This is a genomic window from Burkholderia sp. MR1-5-21 (genome assembly GCF_053427715.1).
The window spans coordinates 302792-321304 of record NZ_JBSAXD010000003.1 but is presented as its reverse complement, the minus strand read 5'-3'; the positions used below and the strand labels follow the sequence as shown (position 1 = coordinate 321304).

Here is an 18513-nt window from a genome sequence, read left to right as displayed (position 1 = left end):
GTCACGGGCAGGCGCCACGCCCGTGTGCGTTCGCCGCGCGCGGGTCCGATCGACCGTAATCGCATGACCGAATTCAACGACACCCAACAGCAGCTCTCGAGGTTTCGCTTCCGCGTCGCGGCGGCGGGCCTGTTCGTGTTCGTCTGCTTCGGGCTGATCGCGAGCCGTTTCTTCTACCTGCAGCTGTTCCAGCACGGCAAGTACGCGCTGCAGGCCGAGGAAAACCGCATCTCGGTCGCGCCGATCGTGCCGAACCGCGGCATCATCACCGACCGCAACGGCGTCGTGCTCGCGAAGAACTACTCGGCGTACACGCTCGAGATCACGCCGTCGAAGCTCACCGACACGCTCGAGAACACGATCGACAAGCTGTCGACGATCGTCCAGATCGACGCGCGCGACCGCCGCCGCTTCAAGAAGCTGCAGGAAGACTCGAAGAACTTCGAGAGCCTGCCGATCCGCACCCGCCTCACCGACGACGAAGTCGCGCGCTTCACCGCGCAGCGCTTCCAGTTCCCCGGCGTCGACGTGCGCGCGCGGCTGTTCCGCCAGTACCCGCTCGGCACGACGGCCGCGCACGTGATCGGCTACATCGGCCGGATCTCGAAGCGCGACCAGGACAAGATCGACGCGATGAGCGACGACAACGACAGCGATCAGGAAAACTACGATCCCCGCCGCGACGCGAACAACTACAAGGGCACCGACTACATCGGCAAGATCGGCGTCGAGCAGAGCTACGAGACCGAGCTGCACGGCCTGACCGGCTTCGAGGAAGTCGAGGTGACGGCCGGCGGCCGGCCGGTGCGCACGCTGTCGCGCACGCAGGCGACGCCCGGCAACAACCTCGTGCTGTCGCTCGACATCGGGCTGCAGCAGGTCGCCGAGCAGGCGTTCGCCGGCAAGCGCGGCGCGCTCGTCGCGATCGAGCCGAAGACGGGCGACGTGCTTGCGTTCGTGTCGTCGCCGAGCTTCGACCCGAACTCATTCGTCGACGGCATCGACCAGCAGACCTGGGACGAGCTGAACAACTCGCCCGACAAGCCGCTGCTGAACCGCCCGCTGCACGGCACCTACCCGCCGGGCTCGACCTACAAGCCGTTCATGGCGCTCGCGGGCCTGACGCTCGGCAAGCGCACGCCGAGCTGGGGCATCCAGGATCCCGGCTACTTCACGTTCGGCGGCCATACGTTCCGCAACGACGTGCGCTCGGGCCAGGGTTTCGTCGACATGAACAAGGCGATCATGGTGTCGAACGACACCTACTTCTACATGCTCGCGCGCGACCTCGGCGTGAACGCGATCGCGAGCTTCATGAAGCCGTTCGGCTTCGGCCAGATCACCGGCATCGACATCCAGGGCGAGGCGCGCGGCATCCTGCCGTCGCCGGACTGGAAGCGCAAGACCTTCAAGAAGGCCGCGCAGCAGAAGTGGTTCGACGGCGAGACGATCAGCCTCGGGATCGGCCAGGGCTACAACTCGTTCACGATCCTGCAGCTCGCACACGCGACCGCGACGCTCGCGAACAACGGCGTCGTGATGAAGCCGCACCTCGTGAAGGAAGTCGAGGATCCGATCACGCGCGGGCGCCACCTGACGGTGCCGAAGGAAAGCGACGTGATCCCGCTCAAGCAGTCGGATATCGACGTCGTGAAGCGCGGGATGGAGAACGTGATCGAGAACCCGTCCGGCACCGCGTACAAGCTGTTCCGCGGCACGCCATACCTCGCCGCCGGCAAGACCGGCACCGCGCAGGTGTTCTCGCTGCAGGGCGGCAACTACAAGGGCCACCTGCTCGCCGAGCACCTGCGCGACCACGCGCTCTTCATCGCGTACGCGCCCGTCGACCATCCGCAGATCGCGCTCGCGCTGATCGTCGAGAACGGCGGCTGGGGGGCGCAGGCGGCCGCGCCGATCGCGCGCCGCGTGCTCGACTTCTACCTCGTCGATCGCCAGAAACCGGAAAACGAGGTGGCCGCCGTCGCCGCCGCCGCGTCGGCGACCGAGCCGATCAACGCGCCGGTGATCGGCGATGCGTCGAAGGCCGTGACCGTCGCGGCCGGCTTCAAGGCGCTGCCGCAGCCGGTCGTGCCGACCGCGGCCAGCGCGGCGGACGCGGCGTCGGCCGCATCGGCGCCGGAACCCTCGGGCGCATCCGCGGCCAGCGCCGCGGCGCCGGTGGCCGCGAGCCTGCCGCCGATCCGGCGCATGCCGCACCGGCCGCGCCGGCCTGCAAGCGACGCGCAGCCGCTGGCCGCCGCGCCGCGGGACGACAACCGTGCAACGTCCGCCGCGAAGACGGCGGACGCCGGCACCGCTCATTAACGGAGAAAGGCATGCAATTCGACAAGCGCGCCTGGCTCGACAAGATCAAGCAGATGTTCGCGGGCTTCGACCGCCCGCTCGCCCTCATCGTGTTCCTGCTGCTGTGCGTCGGCATCGTCACGCTGTACAGCGCGAGCATCGACATGCCGGGCCGGGTCGAGGACCAGTTGCGCAACATCCTGCTGACGTTCGTGCTGATGTGGGTGATCGCCAACATCCCGCCGACGACGCTGATGCGCTTCGCGGTACCGCTCTATACGTTCGGCGTCGCGCTACTGGTCGCGGTCGCGCTGTTCGGGATGACCAAGAAGGGCGCGAAGCGCTGGCTGAACGTCGGCGTCGTGATCCAGCCGTCTGAGATCCTGAAGATCGCCACGCCGCTGATGCTCGCGTGGTACTACCAGCGCCGCGAAGGCGGCGTGCGCTGGTACGACTTCGTCGCCGCGTTCGGCATCCTGCTGCTGCCGGTCGGGCTGATCGCGAAACAGCCCGACCTCGGCACCGGCCTGCTCGTGTTCGCCGCCGGCTTCTTCGTGATCTACCTCGCGGGCCTGTCGTTCAAGCTGATCGTGCCGGTGCTCGTCGCCGGCGTGATCGCGGTCGGCTCGATCGCGGTATTCGAGGAGCGGATCTGCCAGCCGGAAGTGCAGTGGCCGCTGATGCACGATTACCAGAAGCATCGCGTCTGCACGCTGCTCGACCCGACCTCCGACCCGCTCGGCAAGGGCTTCCACACGATCCAGGCGGTGATCGCGATCGGCTCCGGCGGCGTGCTCGGCAAGGGCTACCTGAAGGGCACGCAGGCGCACCTCGAGTTCATTCCGGAAAAGCACACCGACTTCATCTTCGCGGTGTTCTCCGAGGAGTGGGGCCTGGCCGGCGGTCTCGTGCTGCTCACGCTGTACATGGCGCTGATCGCGCGCGGGCTGTACATCGCCGCGCAGGGCGCGACACTGTTCGGCCGGCTGCTCGCCGGATCGCTCACGCTCGCGTTCTTCGTCTATGCGTTCGTCAATATCGGGATGGTGAGCGGCGTGCTGCCCGTCGTCGGCGTGCCGCTGCCGTTCATGAGCTACGGCGGCACTGCGCTCACGACGCTCGGCATCGCGATCGGCATGATCATGAGCGTCGGCCGGCAGAGACGCTTGATGAAAAGCTGACCGGGGATCGGTCTCGGGCGGCGGCGCGTCGTACGTGCCGCCGCATTGCGGTGTTATTGCGTCGTCATTGCGGCGTCCCGTGCGGGCTCGAGTCGGTCGCCGGGCCCTGCGCCTTCAGGCGCTCGCTCAGCTCCTTGAATTTCAGGCCGGCCGTCTCGTCGCCCTGCGCGGCCGCCGCCGCGTAATACGCGCGCGCGATGTTCAGGTTCTGCTCGACGCCGTCGCCGCCGCGCTCGTAGAACGATGCGGTCACGTACTGCGCGGTCGGCTCGCCGGCGTCGGCGGCCTGCTTGTACCAGACGAACGCCTGGCGGTTGTCGCGCGGCGTCCCGCGCCCGTCGAGGAACTGGTTCGCGAGCGACAGCTCGGCCTGCACGTGGCCCTGCCGCGCCGCCTTCAGGAACCAGCGATGCGCTTCAGCGGGATTGCGCGCGACGAACTCGCCGTCGTCGAGCATCCGGCCGTACACATACTGCGCATGCGACATGTTCGCGTCTGCCGCGCGCCGCAGCCAGCGCACGCCCTCGTCGACATTCGCCGTCACGCCCTCGCCCGTCAGCAGCATCATCGAGTAGTTGAATTCCGCGAGACGGTCGCCGCGCTCGGCCGCGTCGCGGAACTGCACGAGCGCGGCCCGAAAGTTGCCCGCGTTGTAGTCGGCGATCGCGGACTGCGTCTCGCGCGCCGCGTCCGGCTGCGTGCGAGCGCCCGGCGCATTCTGCGCGCTCTGCGAACTCTGCGCGGCTGCCAGGCCGCAGGCGGCCCACAGGCCGAGTGCCGCGGCGCCTGCACGCAGCGCGCCTGCATGGGCGCGCGCCCAGTCGCACGCACCGTCGCACGCACCGTCGATGCCGTTCATGACCGCACCTCCTGCAGCGCCTGCCGCGTCGCGCGCAGCAGCCAGCTCACGTCGGCGGACAGCGAGATCATCCGGTAGCCGGCCTCGCGGTATTGGCGCGCGGCCGCCGTGTCCGCCGCAAAGATGCCGACCGCGACACCCGCCTGCCGGCCCGCCGCGAGCACACGCGCCATCGCCGATTCGACGTCCGGATGCCGGATATCGCCGAGGTGCCCGAGGCTCGCCGCCAGGTCGGCCGGGCCGATGAACAGGCAGTCGATGCCGGGCGTCACCGCAATCCGCTCCACGTCGTCGACGCCGCGCGCCGATTCGATCTGCGCGATCACCGCGACCTGCGCATTCGCGGTCTGCAGATAATCGCGCCGCATCCCGAATGCCGCCGCACGCACCATCCCCGCGACGCCGCGCTGCCCGTCCGGCGATTCCGGCGACGGGTAGCGGGTGAGCCGCACCGCGTGCGCGGCGTCGTCGACGCTTTCGATGCTCGGGAACATCAGCGTGCGCGCGCCCGCGTCGAGCGCGCGCTTCACGAGCCACGGCTCGCGCGCCGGCACGCGCACGACCGGCTCGCTCGGCAGGTGCGCGGCGGCCAGCGCCCGCAGCTGCGACGCGACGTCGTGGCTGTCGTTCGGCGCGTGCTCCATGTCGATGCAGAGCCAGTCGTAGCCGGCATGCGCGAGCGCCTCGGCGGCGGCGTCGCTCGCAAGCGTCAGCCACAGGCCGTACAGCGGGTCGTCGCCGTCGTGCAGACGTTGTTTGAGGGAATTGGTGAGCGTGCTCATCGAAACGGCCTCCTGGCGGAACGGCAATCGAAAGGGACAAGCAACAGGCGGGGCGCGACGCCGGACGGCGCCGGGCAGTCGAATCGTTCGGCGGCGGCGCCGGACCCGGCCGTCGAACGTCAGTCGGTCGATGGCGGCCGATCTGACAGCGCAAACCGCTCGACCGCGGCGCGTGGACGCATTTCGCGACGCCACGCAACGATCATAGCGCGGCGCCGTACGGAATGTGGGAACGGACAGGCCGGCGGGCCGGAACGGATGACGGCGGTGGCGCGCCGTGGCGGGCAGCCCGCACCGGCGTGCGGGACTGCCGCGAAGGGAAGCTCAGCGGATCAGCGGCCGGGCTCGCGCTCGACGTCGGCCCAGCAGTTCGGGGTTTCGTACAGGCGCACGCGCTCGAGGCGCAGGTTCACGCCGTAGTGCGCGTCGTAGACGTTCGCGAGGATGTCGAACGCGATCGCAGCGAGGTTCTCGACGGTCGGGATCCGGTCGATCACGACGGTCTTGTGGTCGGCCATCTGCTCGAGGAACGAGCGTACGACCTCGTCGCGTGCATAGACGAGGAACGCGTGATCCCATTTGCCGACCAGATGCTCCATGGCAAGCGCTTTCACGTCGGCGAAATCCATCACCATGCCGCGGTCGGGCGCGCCCTCGACATCGACGAGATCGCCGCGCAGCGTGATTTCGAGCACGTAGCGATGGCCGTGCAGGTTCCTGCACTGGCTGCGGTGATCGGGGATGCGGTGGCCCGCGTCGAATTCGAGTTTTCGGGTAATCAGCACGATGTCAAAAGCCGTGGCTCAGGGAATGTTCAGATATTTGTGCGTCTGCATCGACAGGCGCCATTGCGGATGGCGCTTGCACCAGTCGATCGCGAGCTTCGTGTTGAGGTCGCGCGACGGGCCGTCCATCGGCTGGACGAGGAAATAGTCGAAGTCGAGCTTCGCGTAGTCGGCGAGCCGCTGGTTGTCCTGCGGGATCACGACCTTCAGCTCGTTGCCCTTCGTGACGACGAGCGGCGCGTCGGCCTTCGGGCTCACGCAGATCCAGTCGATCGTTTCGAGCACCGGCAGCGAACCGTTGGTCTCGATCGCAATTTCGAAGCCTTCCGCATGCAGCGCGTCGACGAGCGGCTGGTCGAGCTGCAGCATCGGCTCGCCGCCCGTGCAGACGACGAAGCGGTGTGCCTCGCCTTCCGGCCACAGGCTCGCGACCTTCGCGGCGAGCGCCGCGGCGTTCTTGAACTTGCCGCCGTTCTCGCCGTCGGTGCCGACGAAGTCCGTATCGCAGAAGCGGCACACCGCTGCTTCGCGGTCTTCTTCGCGGCCCGACCACAGATTGCAGCCGGCGAACCGGCAGAACACGGCCGGACGGCCCGCATTCGCGCCCTCGCCCTGCAACGTGTAGAAAATTTCCTTGACCGCGTAAGTCATCGTTCCTGGTCCGGCTCGCGCCGTGCGTTGTCGATCAGTTCATCCATTGTGCGCCGCCGCGCGCACGCGTCACAGCGGCGCTTCGGTCACCCGTTCGCCCTTCAGGTAAGCCTCGTAGCCGCGCTTGCGCAGCTTGCAGGCCGGGCATTCGCCGCAGCCGAAACCCCAGTCGTGCAACTCGGCGCGCTCGCCGACATAGCACGTATGCGTCTCGACGCGAATCAGCTCGACGAGCGCCGGGCCGCCAAGCTGCTCCGCGAGTTGCCAGGTCTGCGCCTTGTCGAGCCACATCAGCGGCGTCTCGAGCACGATGCGCGTGTCCATCCCGAGGTTCAGCGCGACCTGCAGCGCCTTCATCGTGTCGTCGCGGCAGTCCGGATAACCGGAGAAGTCGGTTTCGCACATCCCGCCGACCAGCACGCGCAGCCCGCGGCGGTAGGCGATCGCCGCGGCGATCGTCATGAACAGCAGGTTGCGGCCCGGCACGAACGTGTTCGGCAGCCCGTTCGCCGACGTCTCGATCTCGATCGCGCGCGTCATCGCCGTATCGCTGATCGCGCCCAGCACCGACAGGTCGATCATGTGATCGTCGCCGAGCCGGTCCGCCCACGCGGGAAACTGGCGCTTCAGCGCTTCGCGCACGCCTTCGCGGCACTCCAGCTCGACGCGATGGCGCTGGCCGTAGTCGAAGCCGAGGGTCTCGACCGTCTGGTAACGCTCGAGCGCCCATGCCACGCACGTGGCCGAATCCTGCCCGCCGGAAAACAACACGAGCGCGCCGTCTTTAGCGTCTGTCCGAATCACCGTGATACTCCGTGAATGTGTAGGCTCGCGTCGCGCTGCGCGCTGGCGGCCGGCTGCAGCCAGGCGGCCCGACGCGTGCCGGCATGCGCCGGCCCGACCAGTATAGGCAGCGCCGCTCGCCGCGAAGACGGCGGGACGCTTATACCGCCCATCGCGCGGCATCGCGCTGCATACCGGACCGGCCGCTTCGCGATGCTCGCGAAGCAATGCGCTAAGTCATTGAGCGGACACGGATTTTATCACGCCGCCACCGATGCCGCCCGGCGGCATGCGCCACCACAAACGAAAAACCCCAAGAATCTTGCGATCCTTGGGGTTCGGTAATGCTGGTGGCCTGGGACGGAATCGAACCATCGACACGCGGATTTTCAATCCGCTGCTCTACCAACTGAGCTACCGGGCCAACGAAGAAATGAGAGTATATCGGTGTATCTGGTACTGCACAAGAGGTTTCGTGAAATTTTTTACACGGCGCCTTCCGAGGGCTTCTTGCCGAGCTCGACGCCGAGCTGCTTGAGCTTGCGATACAGGTGCGTGCGCTCGAGGCCCGTCTTCTCCGCGACGCGCGTCATGCTGCCGTTCTCGCGCGCGAGGTGATACTCGAAGTACGCGCGCTCGAATGCATCGCGCGCCTCGCGTAACGGAATGTCGAACGGAATGGCCGCCGTCTGCCCCGCGAGGCCGAGCGTCGACGCGATGTCGTCGCCGAGCGTCGGCAGCGCCGCCGAGGACGCGACCGACGCCATGCCCGCGACCGGCTTCGACGACGCGTTGACGGTCACCGGCGCCGCGCCGCGCGCGAGCCCGTGCTCGACCGCCTTCAGCAGTTTCTGCAACGCGATGGGCTTCTCGAGGAAATCGAGCGCGCCGATCTTCGTCGCCTCGACGGCCGTGTCGATCGTCGCGTGCCCGGACATCATGATCACGGGCATCGTCAGCAGGCCCTGTGCCGCCCATTCCTTGAGCAGCGTCACGCCGTCGGTATCGGGCATCCAGATATCGAGCAGCACGAGATCGGGCGCCTGATCGAGGCGGTATTCACGCGCGGCCTGCGCGTTCTCCGCCGCCTCGACGACATGTCCTTCGTCGCTGAGGATCTCCGAGAGCAATTCCCGGATGCCCATTTCATCATCTACCACCAGGATGGTTGCCATTTACGCTGCCTTTGTCTGCACACTTGCTTTTGTCTTTGCCGGGGCCGGCCCACCCTGCGCGCCTGGTTCGGCGCCCGGCGCATCGCTCGCCAGCTGCAGGAACAGGATCGACACCTGCGCACCCTCGACGGTCTCGCCGTGCATGCGATTGCGCAGATCGATCCGCGCGCCGTGCTCGTCGACGATCTTCTTGACCGTGGCCAACCCGAGGCCTGTGCCCTTCGCCTTCGTCGTCACGTAAGGCTCGAACGCGCGGGTCAGGATCCGTGCCGGAAAGCCCGGCCCGTTGTCCGACACGACAAGACGAACCGCGACGCGCGTTTTGCCCTCGGCGTCGGGATCGCCATATTCTACTGTCTTGGTTTCGATCACCACACGCGGTTGCGCGACGTCCGCAACCGAATCCTGCGCATTCTGCAGCAGGTTGTGGATCACCTGACGCAGTTGCGTCGCATCGCCGCGGATCACCGGCAGCGGCGCGAGCTCGACCGCGATCGGGCTCTTGCCTTCGCCGACACCGTACAGCCCAAGCACTTCGCTCACAAGCTCATTGAGCTGCAGGTTCGCGAGCACAGTGGGCGGCGTGCGCGCATATTCGCGGAAATCGTCGACCATCCGCTTCATCGCCGCGACCTGGTTGACGATCATCGTCGCGCCGCGCTTCAGCACGTCCGCGTCGGACGGCGCGAGCTTGTCGGTGAGCTTCATCTGCAGCCGCTCGGCCGACAGCTGGATCGGCGTCAGCGGATTCTTGATCTCGTGCGCGAGCCGGCGCGCGACTTCGCCCCATGCGACCGAACGCTGGGCCGAGATCACGTCGGAGATGTCGTCGAACACGACGACGTAACCGGACGTCTGCGGATCGTCCACCTGCCCGTCCGCCTGCCCTTCCGCCGTCGACACGAGACGCGTGCCGCGCACGAGCAGCGTCAGCGGATCGGCCTCGCCCGGCACCTCGATCGCGAACTGCTGCTGCCAGTGGCCGTGATCGCCGCCGCCGTTGTCGGACGCCGCCTCGCGATCGGCGAACGCCTTGCGCACCATCGCGCCGAATTCCGCGACGACGCCGACCTGGTCGAGCGTCGCGCCGATCAGCGCATTGAACGGCTGCCGGAAGATCCGCTCGGCGCCGCGGTTCGCCGTCGTCAGCCGGAACTGGCGGTCGAGCACGAACACGCCCGCGGTCAGGTTCGCGAGGATGCTTTCGAGATACGTCTTCGAATGCTCGAGCGCGATGCGGTTCTTCTCGACCGCGAGCCGCGCCTCGGACAGCTGGCGCGTCATCGCGTTGAACGACTGCGTGAGGAAGCCGAGCTCGTCGCGCGTCTTGATCTCGCGCTTCGGCGTGTAGTCGCCTTCCGCGACCTCCTTCGTGCCCTGCGCGAGCAGGAACAGCGGCCGCGCGAGCTGCTGGCCGAGCGCGAGCGCAAGCATCATCGCGATGAAGGTCGCGAGGAACAGCGCGAGCGTCAGCGTGCCGATGTACATCTTGCGCAGACCCGTGCGGCCGAGCGCCTTCTCCTGGTATTCGCGATACGCGCGCTGCACCGCGTCCGCGTTGTGCGCGAGCGTCGGCGGCACCGGCTGCGTGAGCTGCAGGAAACGCTCGGCCGGCTGCAGCATCGATGTGGTCGCATCGGGGATCACGCGGATCACGCGCAAGCGCAGCGCGCCCTTCGCGCCGTGCGCATGCGGATCGCCGTCGACCTCGCCTTCGATCGCCGCGTACACGCCGTGCTCGCGCGCCTGGCTCAGCATCAGCGGGGTCGGCAGGTCGTCGGGAATCAGCGCCGCGAAATTGCCGGACGCCTGCGCGACGATGTGAAGATCGGGCGCGGCGCCCGAACCGCTGCGGCCGGGCTCGACGATCGTCGCGTCCTGCACGCCGAACTGGTCGCGCAGGCGCAGCAGTGTGAGCGTCGTGCCGTTCGTGTTCGTATCGGCGCTCGCGAGCTGGTCGGACATCAGCCGCGCCTTCGTCTGCAGGTCGGACAGCGATGCATCGAGCATCCCGCGGCCGAGATTGAGGCCGGCCGTCAGCGCGGTCTCGACGTTCACGTCGAACCACGATTCGATGCTGCGCGACACGAACTGGTACGAGACGACGTAGATGATCCCGCCCGGCACCACGCCGACGAGCGCGAAGAACACCGCGAGCTTCGCGAGCAGCCGCGTGCCGAACTTGCCCTTCCTCAGGCGCAGCACGATCATCCCGATCAGGCCGACCACGACCAGCAGGAACACGAGCGCGACGATGATGTTCGCCGCGTACAGCCACGAGTAGTAGCGATCGAAGAATTCCGTGTTCGCGCTCGCGGCCGCGAGCAGCACGAGCAGCAACAGCGCGGTGATCGCGACCGTCGACACGATCACGCGAACGAGGAGGCTCTTCCCGCTGGTCGCGCGGCGCACTCTATTTAGCACGTTCGGCCACCGTGAAGGTAAAGCGCTTCCAGTCCGAGCCGAGCGACCAGTCGCGGTTGTTGACCGCGTCGACCTGGAACGGCTTCGGCATCAGCGCCGTGTCGAGCTGCATTCGCACCGAGGCCGTATAGCTCTCGCCCTGGTGCACCTGATTCCGGTCGATCACGTGCCACGACGTGATGTGCCTGACGACCGCGAGCGCATCCTTCAGCGTCGCGAAGCCGAGCTGCAGCCCGCCCGTCGACACGCGGTATTCGCGCGTGAGCGGCTGGAACGACAGGCGGATCGTCTGCGACACCGCCACCGGCTGCTCGTCGAACCAGTACCAGCGCGCGCGGCTCAGTTCGAAGTCGGTCGTGAAGTAAAGCGGAATGCCTTTGTTGACGGCGTCCTCGAGGTTCGCGTTCAGCTCGAAGTCGAAGCGGGCGTCGAGACTCCAGCCGCTGCCGTCGGCTTGCAGCGATGCGCGCTGTACGGCGATCGACTGCGCGTGCGCCGGCCTCGCGACAGCCAGGCACAGCGTCAGCGCGACCATCAGCACGGTCGCGAGCCGGAGTGGAATGAGGCGTTTGATCGTCACCGTTTCTGAAACCGCGCGTAGAAAAATCCGTCGTGATCGGTGGTCGGGTCGAGTGCGCTCGCGACCGAACCGCCCTGCGCCCCGCCCTGGACGGCGCGCGGCAGCAGCTGGCCGGGCGCGTCCAATCGTACCGCATCTTCACAGGCGGCTTCAAACCAGCGCGCCTGCTGCTCGCCTTCTTCCGGGAAGATCGAGCACGTGACGTAAAGCAATTCGCCGCCCGGTTTCACGAGCGGCCACAACGCCGACAGGATGCGGCGCTGCTCGGCGACGAGCGCCGGGATGTCGGCCGCGCGGCGCAGCCAGCGGATGTCGGGGTGACGGCGCACGATGCCGGATGCGGAGCACGGCACGTCGGCGAGGATGCGGTCGAACGGCCGGCCGTCGTGCCAGTCGCCGGGTGCGCCTGCATCGCCGACGCGCACGTCCGCAACGAGCGACAGGCGCGCGAGATTCTCGCCGATGCGCGCCGCGCGGGCCGCGTCGCTTTCGAGCGCGACCACCTCCGCGTCGGCCAGCTCGAGAATGTGCCCGGTCTTGCCGCCGGGCGCCGCACACGCGTCGAGCACACGCATGCCGTCGGCCGCGCCGAGCCATTCGGCGGCGAGCTGCGCGCCGGCATCCTGCACGGACACGACGCCGTCGGCGAAGCCCGGAATGCGGTCGACCGGCAGCGCGGACGCGAGCCGCACCGCATGCTTGCCGATTGCGGCCGCATCGATGCCGTGCGCACGCAACGTGTCGAGATACGCGTCGACCGTCGTGCGGCGCGCGTTCACGCGCAACGTGAGCGGACCCGGACGATCGCCGGCCGCGAGCATCGCCCGCCAGTCGTCGGGCCAGGCGGCCTTCACCGCGTCGGCCCACCATGCACGGTAATTCCAGCGCGCGACCGGATCGTCCTGCATCGCCGCGACGAGTGTGTCGCGTTCCCGCAGGAACCGCCGCAGCACCGCGTTGACCATCCCTTTCGCGAACACGAACTCGCGGCGCGCGCCGATCGTAGTCACGGCCTGGTCGACGACGGTGAACGGCGGGTACGCAGCCGTGTCGGCATCGTCGAGCAGCAGCGCGATCGCGCACGCGAGCACCGCATGAACCTGCGCGGGCGGCGCCTTGCTGACGAGCCGGCCGATCAACCAGTCGGCGCTGCCGAGGCGCCGCATCGTCCGGTACGCGACGTCCTGCGTCGCACCGCGTGCAAGCGCCTGCGCGCCGGACGCCATGCCCGCGAACACCGCTGCCAGCGCCGCCGGCAGCGCGGTGCCGCGGCGCACTGCGTCGACCGCCTGTGCGGCCGCATCGAGCGCAAAGGCGAGCGAATCGGGCGCGACGTGCAACGCGGACAGGCGGACCGGGCGGCTGGAGGAAGGTTTGGCGGAGGAGCGGGTTCGTGTCATCGGAGAAACGTCGGCAAACGGCGGGCGTCGGGGCTGGCACATGGGCGCCCCGATCCCAAACCGGGCATTGTAGCGCGCGGTCATGCGCCCCTCTTTTCGAGACGCACAAACAGAACACCCCGCAGCACGAAGCATGCGGGGTGGGTCGAGCGTGCGCGACGGTGACGACCACGCACGGTACGACAGGGGGACTTAGTCGAAGCGGCCCGTGCGCGCCATTTCCATCAGGCGCGCGATGCGCTCCTCGGTGGCCGGGTGCGTCGAGAACAGGTTCTGCAGGCCGCCGCCGTGCAGCGGGTTCATGATCATCATCTGCGCGGTGGCCGGATGCTCCTCGGCCGCCGGGAACGGAATGCCCGCCGCGTAGCGATGGATCTTGTCGAGCGCCGACGCGAGCGCCTGCGGATCGCCGGAAATCTGCGCGCCGCCGCGATCCGCCTCGAATTCGCGTGCCCGCGAGATCGCCATCTGGATCAGCGCGCCCGCGATCGGCGCGAGCAGCGCGACCGCGATGCCGGCGATCGGGTTGGCCGGACGGCCGTTCTCGTCGCGCCCGCCGAAGAACATCGCGAAGTTCGCGAGCGCCGAGATCGCACCCGCCATCGTCGCGGTGATCGTCGAGATCAGGATGTCGCGGTGCTTCACGTGGGCAAGCTCGTGCGCCATCACGCCGCGCATCTCGCGCTCCGACAGCACGCGCAGGATGCCTGTCGTCGCCGCGACGGCCGCGTGATCGGGGTTGCGGCCCGTCGCGAACGCGTTCGGCGCGTCCTCGTTGATCAGGTAGACGCGCGGCATCGGCAGGTTCGCGCGCGTCGCCAGCTCGCGCACCATCCGGTAGAACTGCGGCGCCGTGTTCTCGTCGACTTCCTGCGCGTTGTACATGCGCAGCACCATCTTGTCGGAGAACCAGTAAGAGAAGAAATTCATGCCGAGCGCGAACAGCAGCGCGATCGTCATGCCACGCGATCCGCCGATCATCCCGCCGATCACGATGAACAGGGCCGTGATCGCGGCCATCAGCATCGCCGTTTTGACCCAATTGAACATACGTCGACTCCTTATCCGAATGCGACTCCCGCCGGCTGCCTCAACCCGGCACGGCAGAAAATTGTAAGCGATCTGTTAGATAAGTGCGCGTCGGAAAAATTCAATTTCAACGCTGCGACGTTGCAAGCCGGAGACCCAGGCCGACGAACGCACTGCCGACCGTCCGGTCGAGCCATTTCTTGACGCCCGGCTTGCCGGAAAAACGGCGCGTCACGCTGCCCGCGACCCACGCCAGCATGCTGTTCCACAGCGTGCTCATCACGACGAACACCCCGCCGAGGGTCAGGAACGCCAGCGCCTTGTGCGCGCTGTCGGCGGACACGAACTGCGGGAAGAACGACACGAAGAACAGCACGACCTTCGGATTCAGCACGTTGGTCCAGAAGCCCTGCATGAACAGCTGGCGCAACGGCTTCGCGGCCACCGCGGGCGCAGCCGGCGCAGCATCGGCCCCGGCACCCTGCTTCGCGAAGATCATCCGCACGCCCAGATAGATCAGGTAGGCCGCGCCCACCAGCTTGATCACCGTGAACGCCGCGGCGGACGCCGCCAGCAGCGCGGTCAGGCCGAACGCACAGGCGAGCGCGTGCACGCAGCAGCCGGCGGAGATGCCGAGCGCGGACATCAGCCCCGCGCCGCGCCCTTGCGCGACGCTGCGGCCGACGATGTACGCGGTGTCGGGCCCCGGCGTGACGTTCAGCAGGAAAACCGCGAGGAGAAAGAAGCCGAAATGGGTGATGCCAAGCATGGGAACCTCGGAACCGGGGAAGCGCACAGAAATTCTACGCGCGAGCGCCGTGCGGCGCGACTCGGCCGTTCGGCCGATTGTGCGCCGGCGGCAGGCCACGTCAAATCACGGTCAGGATGCGTCGGAAAGCGTGAATCGCTGCCCTGCGGCGAGCGGCGAGCCGGCCAGGAACTCGCGCGCCGGCAGCCGCTTGCCGCCCGGCTTCTGCAGCTGGGTCACGCGCAACGCGCCCGCGCCGCACGCAACGACCACACCATCCTGCCCCGCGTCGACGATCGTGCCGGGCGCCGCGTCGGCGATCGCGCCGCGCGCCGCCACGGGCTCCGCCGCCCACAGCTTCAGCGCCGCGCCGTCGAGCGTCGCGACGCCGCCCGGGAACGGGTCGAACGCGCGCACCTGGCGCGCCAGCACGTCCGCGGGCTTGCGCCAGTCGAGCGCGGCCTCGTGCTTGCCGATCTTTTCCGCATAGGTCACGCCGTCGGCCGGCTGGGGCGTCGACGGCAGGCTGCCGGTGCGCTCGAGCTGCGCCAGCGCGTCGACGATGAGCCGTGCGCCCTCAGCGGCAAGCCTGTCGTGCAGCGTGGCGGTCGTGTCGTCGGGCGCGATCGCGAGGCGCGCATCTTCCAGCATCGCGCCGGTGTCGAGCCCGGCATCCATCTGCATCAGCGTGACGCCCGTCTCGGCGTCGCCCGCCTCGATCGCGCGATGGATCGGCGCAGCGCCGCGCCAGCGCGGCAGCAGCGACGCATGGATATTGATGCAGCCGTGACGCGGGATGTCGAGCACCTCCTGCGGCAGCAGCAGGCCGTATGCGGCGACCACCATCACGTCGTGCGGGGTCGCGCGCAGCAGCTCGATCGCTTCGGCCGCCTCGGCCGGATACTTGCCGGCGCGGCGCAGCGACGGCGGCTGGGCGACGGGCATGCCATGCTCGACGGCATAGCGCTTCACGGCGCTCGCCTGCAGCTTCATCCCGCGCCCGGCGGGGCGGTCCGGCTGCGTGAGGACGAGCGGCACCGGAAATCCGGCCTCGTGGATCGCGGCGAGTGCGGCCGCGGCGAATTCCGGCGTGCCGGCAAAAATGACGCGCAACGTATGTGTCATGACTACGGTCGGGATCAGGCAGGGCGAACGCGCGTCACATCGCGCGTTCGAGTTTCTTCATCTTCGTCTTGATGCGGGTCTGCTTGAGCGGCGACAGGTATTCGACGAACACGCGGCCCATCAGGTGATCCATCTCGTGCTGGATGCACACGGCGAGCAGGCCTTCGCAATCGAGCTCGAACGTCTCGCCCTTTTCATTGAGCGCGCGCACGCGCACGTGGTCCGGACGCTCGACTTCGTCATAAATGCCCGGCACCGACAGGCACCCTTCCTCGTAGACCTGCTTCACGTCGCTCGACCACACGAGCTCGGGATTGATGAAGGCGCGCAGCTCGTTCTTGTCTTCGGAAATGTCGATCACGATCACGCGCTCGTGCACGTCGACCTGCGTGGCGGCGAGGCCGATGCCTGGTGCGGCGTACATCGTCTCGGCCATGTCGGCGACGAGCTTGCGGATCCGGTCGTCGACCTTGTCGACCGGCTTGGCGACCTTGTGCAGCCGCTTGTCGGGGTAGTGAAGGATGTTGAGCAAAGCCATGGTGTTCGGTAATCGGTAGAGCGGCGCGTTGCGCCGGCCATCCGGCCAGCTGGCGGAGCCGCCGGGATGCAATGAAGATGAGGCGGAAACGCGGCGAATCAACGCTCGCGGATCGCGCCTCCTGCAACCAGCCGCACGCCTGCGCGCGCGGCCTCTTGAATTATTTCGGATGATGAAAATTTTAACATGGCGACACGCGGCCCGCTGGCCGCTGCGTTCGACGGAGCATTCATGTCGCCGCAAGCGCTGAGCAGCGCCGAGCTGCGTGCATGGCTCCGGATCGCGGACACGCCCGGCCTGACACCCGCCGCGCTGCGCGCATTGCTCGATACGTTCGGTTCTCCGGCCGGGCTGCTCGACGCACCGGACGATGCGATCGCCGCGGCGAGCAGCGCGGCGACGGCGCAGGCCGTGCGTGCCGGCATGCGAGGCGATCTCGACGCGCGCACCGATGCGACGCTCGCGTGGCTGGACGCGCCGGGCAACGGCATCGTCACGCTCGGCGATCCGGCCTACCCGCCGCGGCTCCTCGACCTGCACGATCCGCCGCCGCTGCTATATGTAAAGGGCCGCGTTGCCCTGCTGCACGCGCGCAGCATCGCGATCGTCGGCAGCCGCCACGCGACGCCGCAAGGGCTTGCCGATGCGACGCGCTTCGCGCGCACGCTGTCCGACGCCGGGCTCGCGATCATTTCCGGCCTCGCACTCGGCATCGACGGCGCCGCGCACCGGGGCGGGCTGGACGGCCGGTCGGGCACGATCGCGGTGATCGGCACCGGCGCTGACCTCGTCTATCCGGCGCGGCATCGCCCGCTCGCGCACGAGATCGCCGCGCACGGCGCCATCGTGTCGGAATGGCCGCTCGGCACGCCGGCCCGTGCGTGGCACTTCCCGCAGCGCAACCGGCTGATCGCCGCGCTGGCGAGCGGCGCGCTCGTCGTCGAGGCGGCGCCGCGCTCCGGTTCGCTGATTACCGCGCGGCTCGCGAACGAAATGGGGCGCGACGTGTTTGCGGTGCCGGGTTCGATCCATGCGCCGCTCGCTCAGGGTTGTCATGCGCTGATCCGCGACGGCGCGAAGCTCACCGCGACGCCCGAGGATGTCCTGGAGGAATACGGGCTGAGCGAATGGTCGCGTCGCGCACCGGGTCACGTGGAAGCGGCTGCTGGCGCAAACCCCGGTTCAGTCGCTGCTTCATTCGTCGATGCGGGTGATTGCGGCGGCATAAGTGCGGGGTCGGATGGTGGGTCGAGTTGCCGGAATGTCGGCGTCGGTGTCGGTGTCGGCGTTGGCGCTGACGCTGGGACTGGGAGTGGCACAGGTGCACATGAGAATCCCTGCACGGGATCCGACATGACCTCGACGACAGATGAAAACGCAGGCGTGCACGACGGAACCACGACGCCCGCGGCGCCGTCGACCTGCAGCACAGCCGAGCGAGCCGTCCTCGCTACACTCGGGTATGGCCCCGTTACCTACGAATGGCTCGCCGAGCACAGCGGGCTGTCCGACGACGCGCTCCACCGGGCCCTCCTCGCGCTCGAACTGGCCGGCCGCGTCGCGAGCCTGCCGGGCGGCCGGTTCGCGCGGCTCGACGCGGCGGCCACCCCGCCCGCGCGCGGCGTGCTACATTCCGGCGCATAGGGGCGGCCGCGCCGCCCGCCGACCTGCAAGGAAACCCATGCCTGTGCTGAATCTCGACACCGATGCGGATCGGATCGCCGAGCGGCTCCGCCATCCCGACACGCTGCTCGTCGCCTGCCTGTGCGCCGAGTGGTGCGGCACGTGCCGCGACTACCGTACGGCCTTCGACCAGCTCGCCGACGCGCACCCCGACATGTGCTTCGCGTGGATCGACATCGAAACGCACGCCGACCAGCTCGACGACCTCGATGTCGAGAATTTCCCCACGATCCTGATCGAGGATGCCCACGCCGCACGCTTCTTCGGCACGGTGCTGCCGCACGCGGCCATCGTCGACCGGATGCTGTCCGACCTGACCGCGCTGCCGGGCGTGCCGCATGCACCAAAATTGCGCAACATCCTGAACGTCGAGGCGTGAGCCGCATGCCGGCGCCGCGGTTTTTCGTGCAAAAGCGCGGCCGGCCGCGCCGGGCGCTTGCCGCCGTCACGGCCCCCCTCTATGATG

Annotated in this window: 17 protein-coding genes and 1 tRNA gene; 4 read left to right on the top strand and 14 right to left on the bottom strand. The window is 68.3% G+C overall.

Annotated elements, in window-relative coordinates:
- Positions 1-63: 63 nt before the first annotated feature.
- A complete protein-coding gene (gene mrdA, locus ACV229_RS06030) occupies positions 64-2325 on the top strand; it encodes a penicillin-binding protein 2 (RefSeq protein ID WP_448082202.1) in 2262 nt (753 codons plus the stop codon).
- 11 nt (positions 2326-2336) lie between these two features.
- Positions 2337-3485: a rod shape-determining protein RodA gene (rodA, locus tag ACV229_RS06025; protein WP_448082201.1), complete on the top strand. Its 1149-nt coding sequence runs from the start codon at positions 2337-2339 to the stop codon at positions 3483-3485.
- 64 nt (positions 3486-3549) lie between these two features.
- On the opposite strand, the gene ACV229_RS06020 is transcribed toward rodA, so the two are convergent.
- From ACV229_RS06020 to def, 14 genes are all read right to left on the bottom strand, one after another.
- Positions 3550-4344 (bottom strand): tetratricopeptide repeat protein, encoded by a 795-nt coding sequence (locus ACV229_RS06020; protein ID WP_448082200.1) that lies wholly within the window; start codon positions 4342-4344, stop codon positions 3550-3552.
- On the bottom strand, positions 4341-5126 hold the full coding sequence (locus tag ACV229_RS06015; protein WP_448082199.1) for an HpcH/HpaI aldolase family protein: 786 nt from the start codon (positions 5124-5126) through the stop codon (positions 4341-4343). The genes ACV229_RS06020 and ACV229_RS06015 overlap by 4 nt, the downstream gene beginning before the upstream one ends.
- 332 nt (positions 5127-5458) lie before the next feature.
- Positions 5459-5911, bottom strand: coding sequence for a 6-carboxytetrahydropterin synthase QueD (gene queD, locus ACV229_RS06010; protein ID WP_448082198.1), 453 nt, complete (start codon positions 5909-5911; stop codon positions 5459-5461).
- Between the two features lie 18 nt (positions 5912-5929).
- Positions 5930-6562, bottom strand: coding sequence for a 7-carboxy-7-deazaguanine synthase (gene queE, locus ACV229_RS06005; protein WP_448082197.1), 633 nt, complete (start codon positions 6560-6562; stop codon positions 5930-5932).
- Between the two features lie 69 nt (positions 6563-6631).
- Positions 6632-7366 (bottom strand): 7-cyano-7-deazaguanine synthase QueC, encoded by a 735-nt coding sequence (gene queC / locus ACV229_RS06000; protein WP_448082196.1) that lies wholly within the window; start codon positions 7364-7366, stop codon positions 6632-6634.
- Positions 7367-7693: 327 nt separating this feature from the next.
- A tRNA-Phe gene (locus ACV229_RS05995) sits at positions 7694-7769 on the bottom strand.
- A gap of 61 nt (positions 7770-7830) precedes the next feature.
- Entirely contained in the window at positions 7831-8520 is a 690-nt protein-coding gene (gene esaR, locus ACV229_RS05990; RefSeq protein ID WP_448082195.1) for a response regulator transcription factor EsaR, read from the bottom strand.
- A complete protein-coding gene (gene esaS, locus ACV229_RS05985; protein WP_448082194.1) occupies positions 8521-10944 on the bottom strand; it encodes a sensor histidine kinase EsaS in 2424 nt (807 codons plus the stop codon). It abuts the gene before it with no gap.
- Positions 10934-11524 (bottom strand): DUF4390 domain-containing protein, encoded by a 591-nt coding sequence (locus tag ACV229_RS05980; protein ID WP_448082193.1) that lies wholly within the window; start codon positions 11522-11524, stop codon positions 10934-10936. Before ACV229_RS05980 ends, esaS begins: the two co-directional genes overlap by 11 nt.
- Positions 11521-12924: a 16S rRNA (cytosine(967)-C(5))-methyltransferase RsmB gene (gene rsmB, locus ACV229_RS05975; protein WP_448082192.1), complete on the bottom strand. Its 1404-nt coding sequence runs from the start codon at positions 12922-12924 to the stop codon at positions 11521-11523. Before rsmB ends, ACV229_RS05980 begins: the two co-directional genes overlap by 4 nt.
- A gap of 192 nt (positions 12925-13116) precedes the next feature.
- A complete protein-coding gene (gene htpX, locus ACV229_RS05970) occupies positions 13117-13974 on the bottom strand; it encodes a zinc metalloprotease HtpX (protein WP_205799862.1) in 858 nt (285 codons plus the stop codon).
- A 106-nt stretch (positions 13975-14080) separates the two neighbouring features.
- Entirely contained in the window at positions 14081-14722 is a 642-nt protein-coding gene (locus tag ACV229_RS05965) for a LysE family translocator (protein ID WP_448082191.1), read from the bottom strand.
- A gap of 111 nt (positions 14723-14833) precedes the next feature.
- Positions 14834-15826 (bottom strand): methionyl-tRNA formyltransferase, encoded by a 993-nt coding sequence (fmt, locus tag ACV229_RS05960; protein WP_448082190.1) that lies wholly within the window; start codon positions 15824-15826, stop codon positions 14834-14836.
- Positions 15827-15860: 34 nt separating this feature from the next.
- Positions 15861-16364 (bottom strand): peptide deformylase, encoded by a 504-nt coding sequence (gene def / locus ACV229_RS05955; protein ID WP_448082189.1) that lies wholly within the window; start codon positions 16362-16364, stop codon positions 15861-15863.
- A 186-nt stretch (positions 16365-16550) separates the two neighbouring features.
- Here def and dprA point away from each other — a divergent pair, with 186 nt between their 5' ends.
- On the top strand, positions 16551-18008 hold the full coding sequence (dprA, locus tag ACV229_RS05950; RefSeq protein WP_448082188.1) for a DNA-processing protein DprA: 1458 nt from the start codon (positions 16551-16553) through the stop codon (positions 18006-18008).
- Between the two features lie 37 nt (positions 18009-18045).
- Positions 18046-18426 (top strand): thioredoxin family protein, encoded by a 381-nt coding sequence (locus ACV229_RS05945; RefSeq protein WP_448082187.1) that lies wholly within the window; start codon positions 18046-18048, stop codon positions 18424-18426.
- Positions 18427-18513 lie beyond the last annotated feature (87 nt).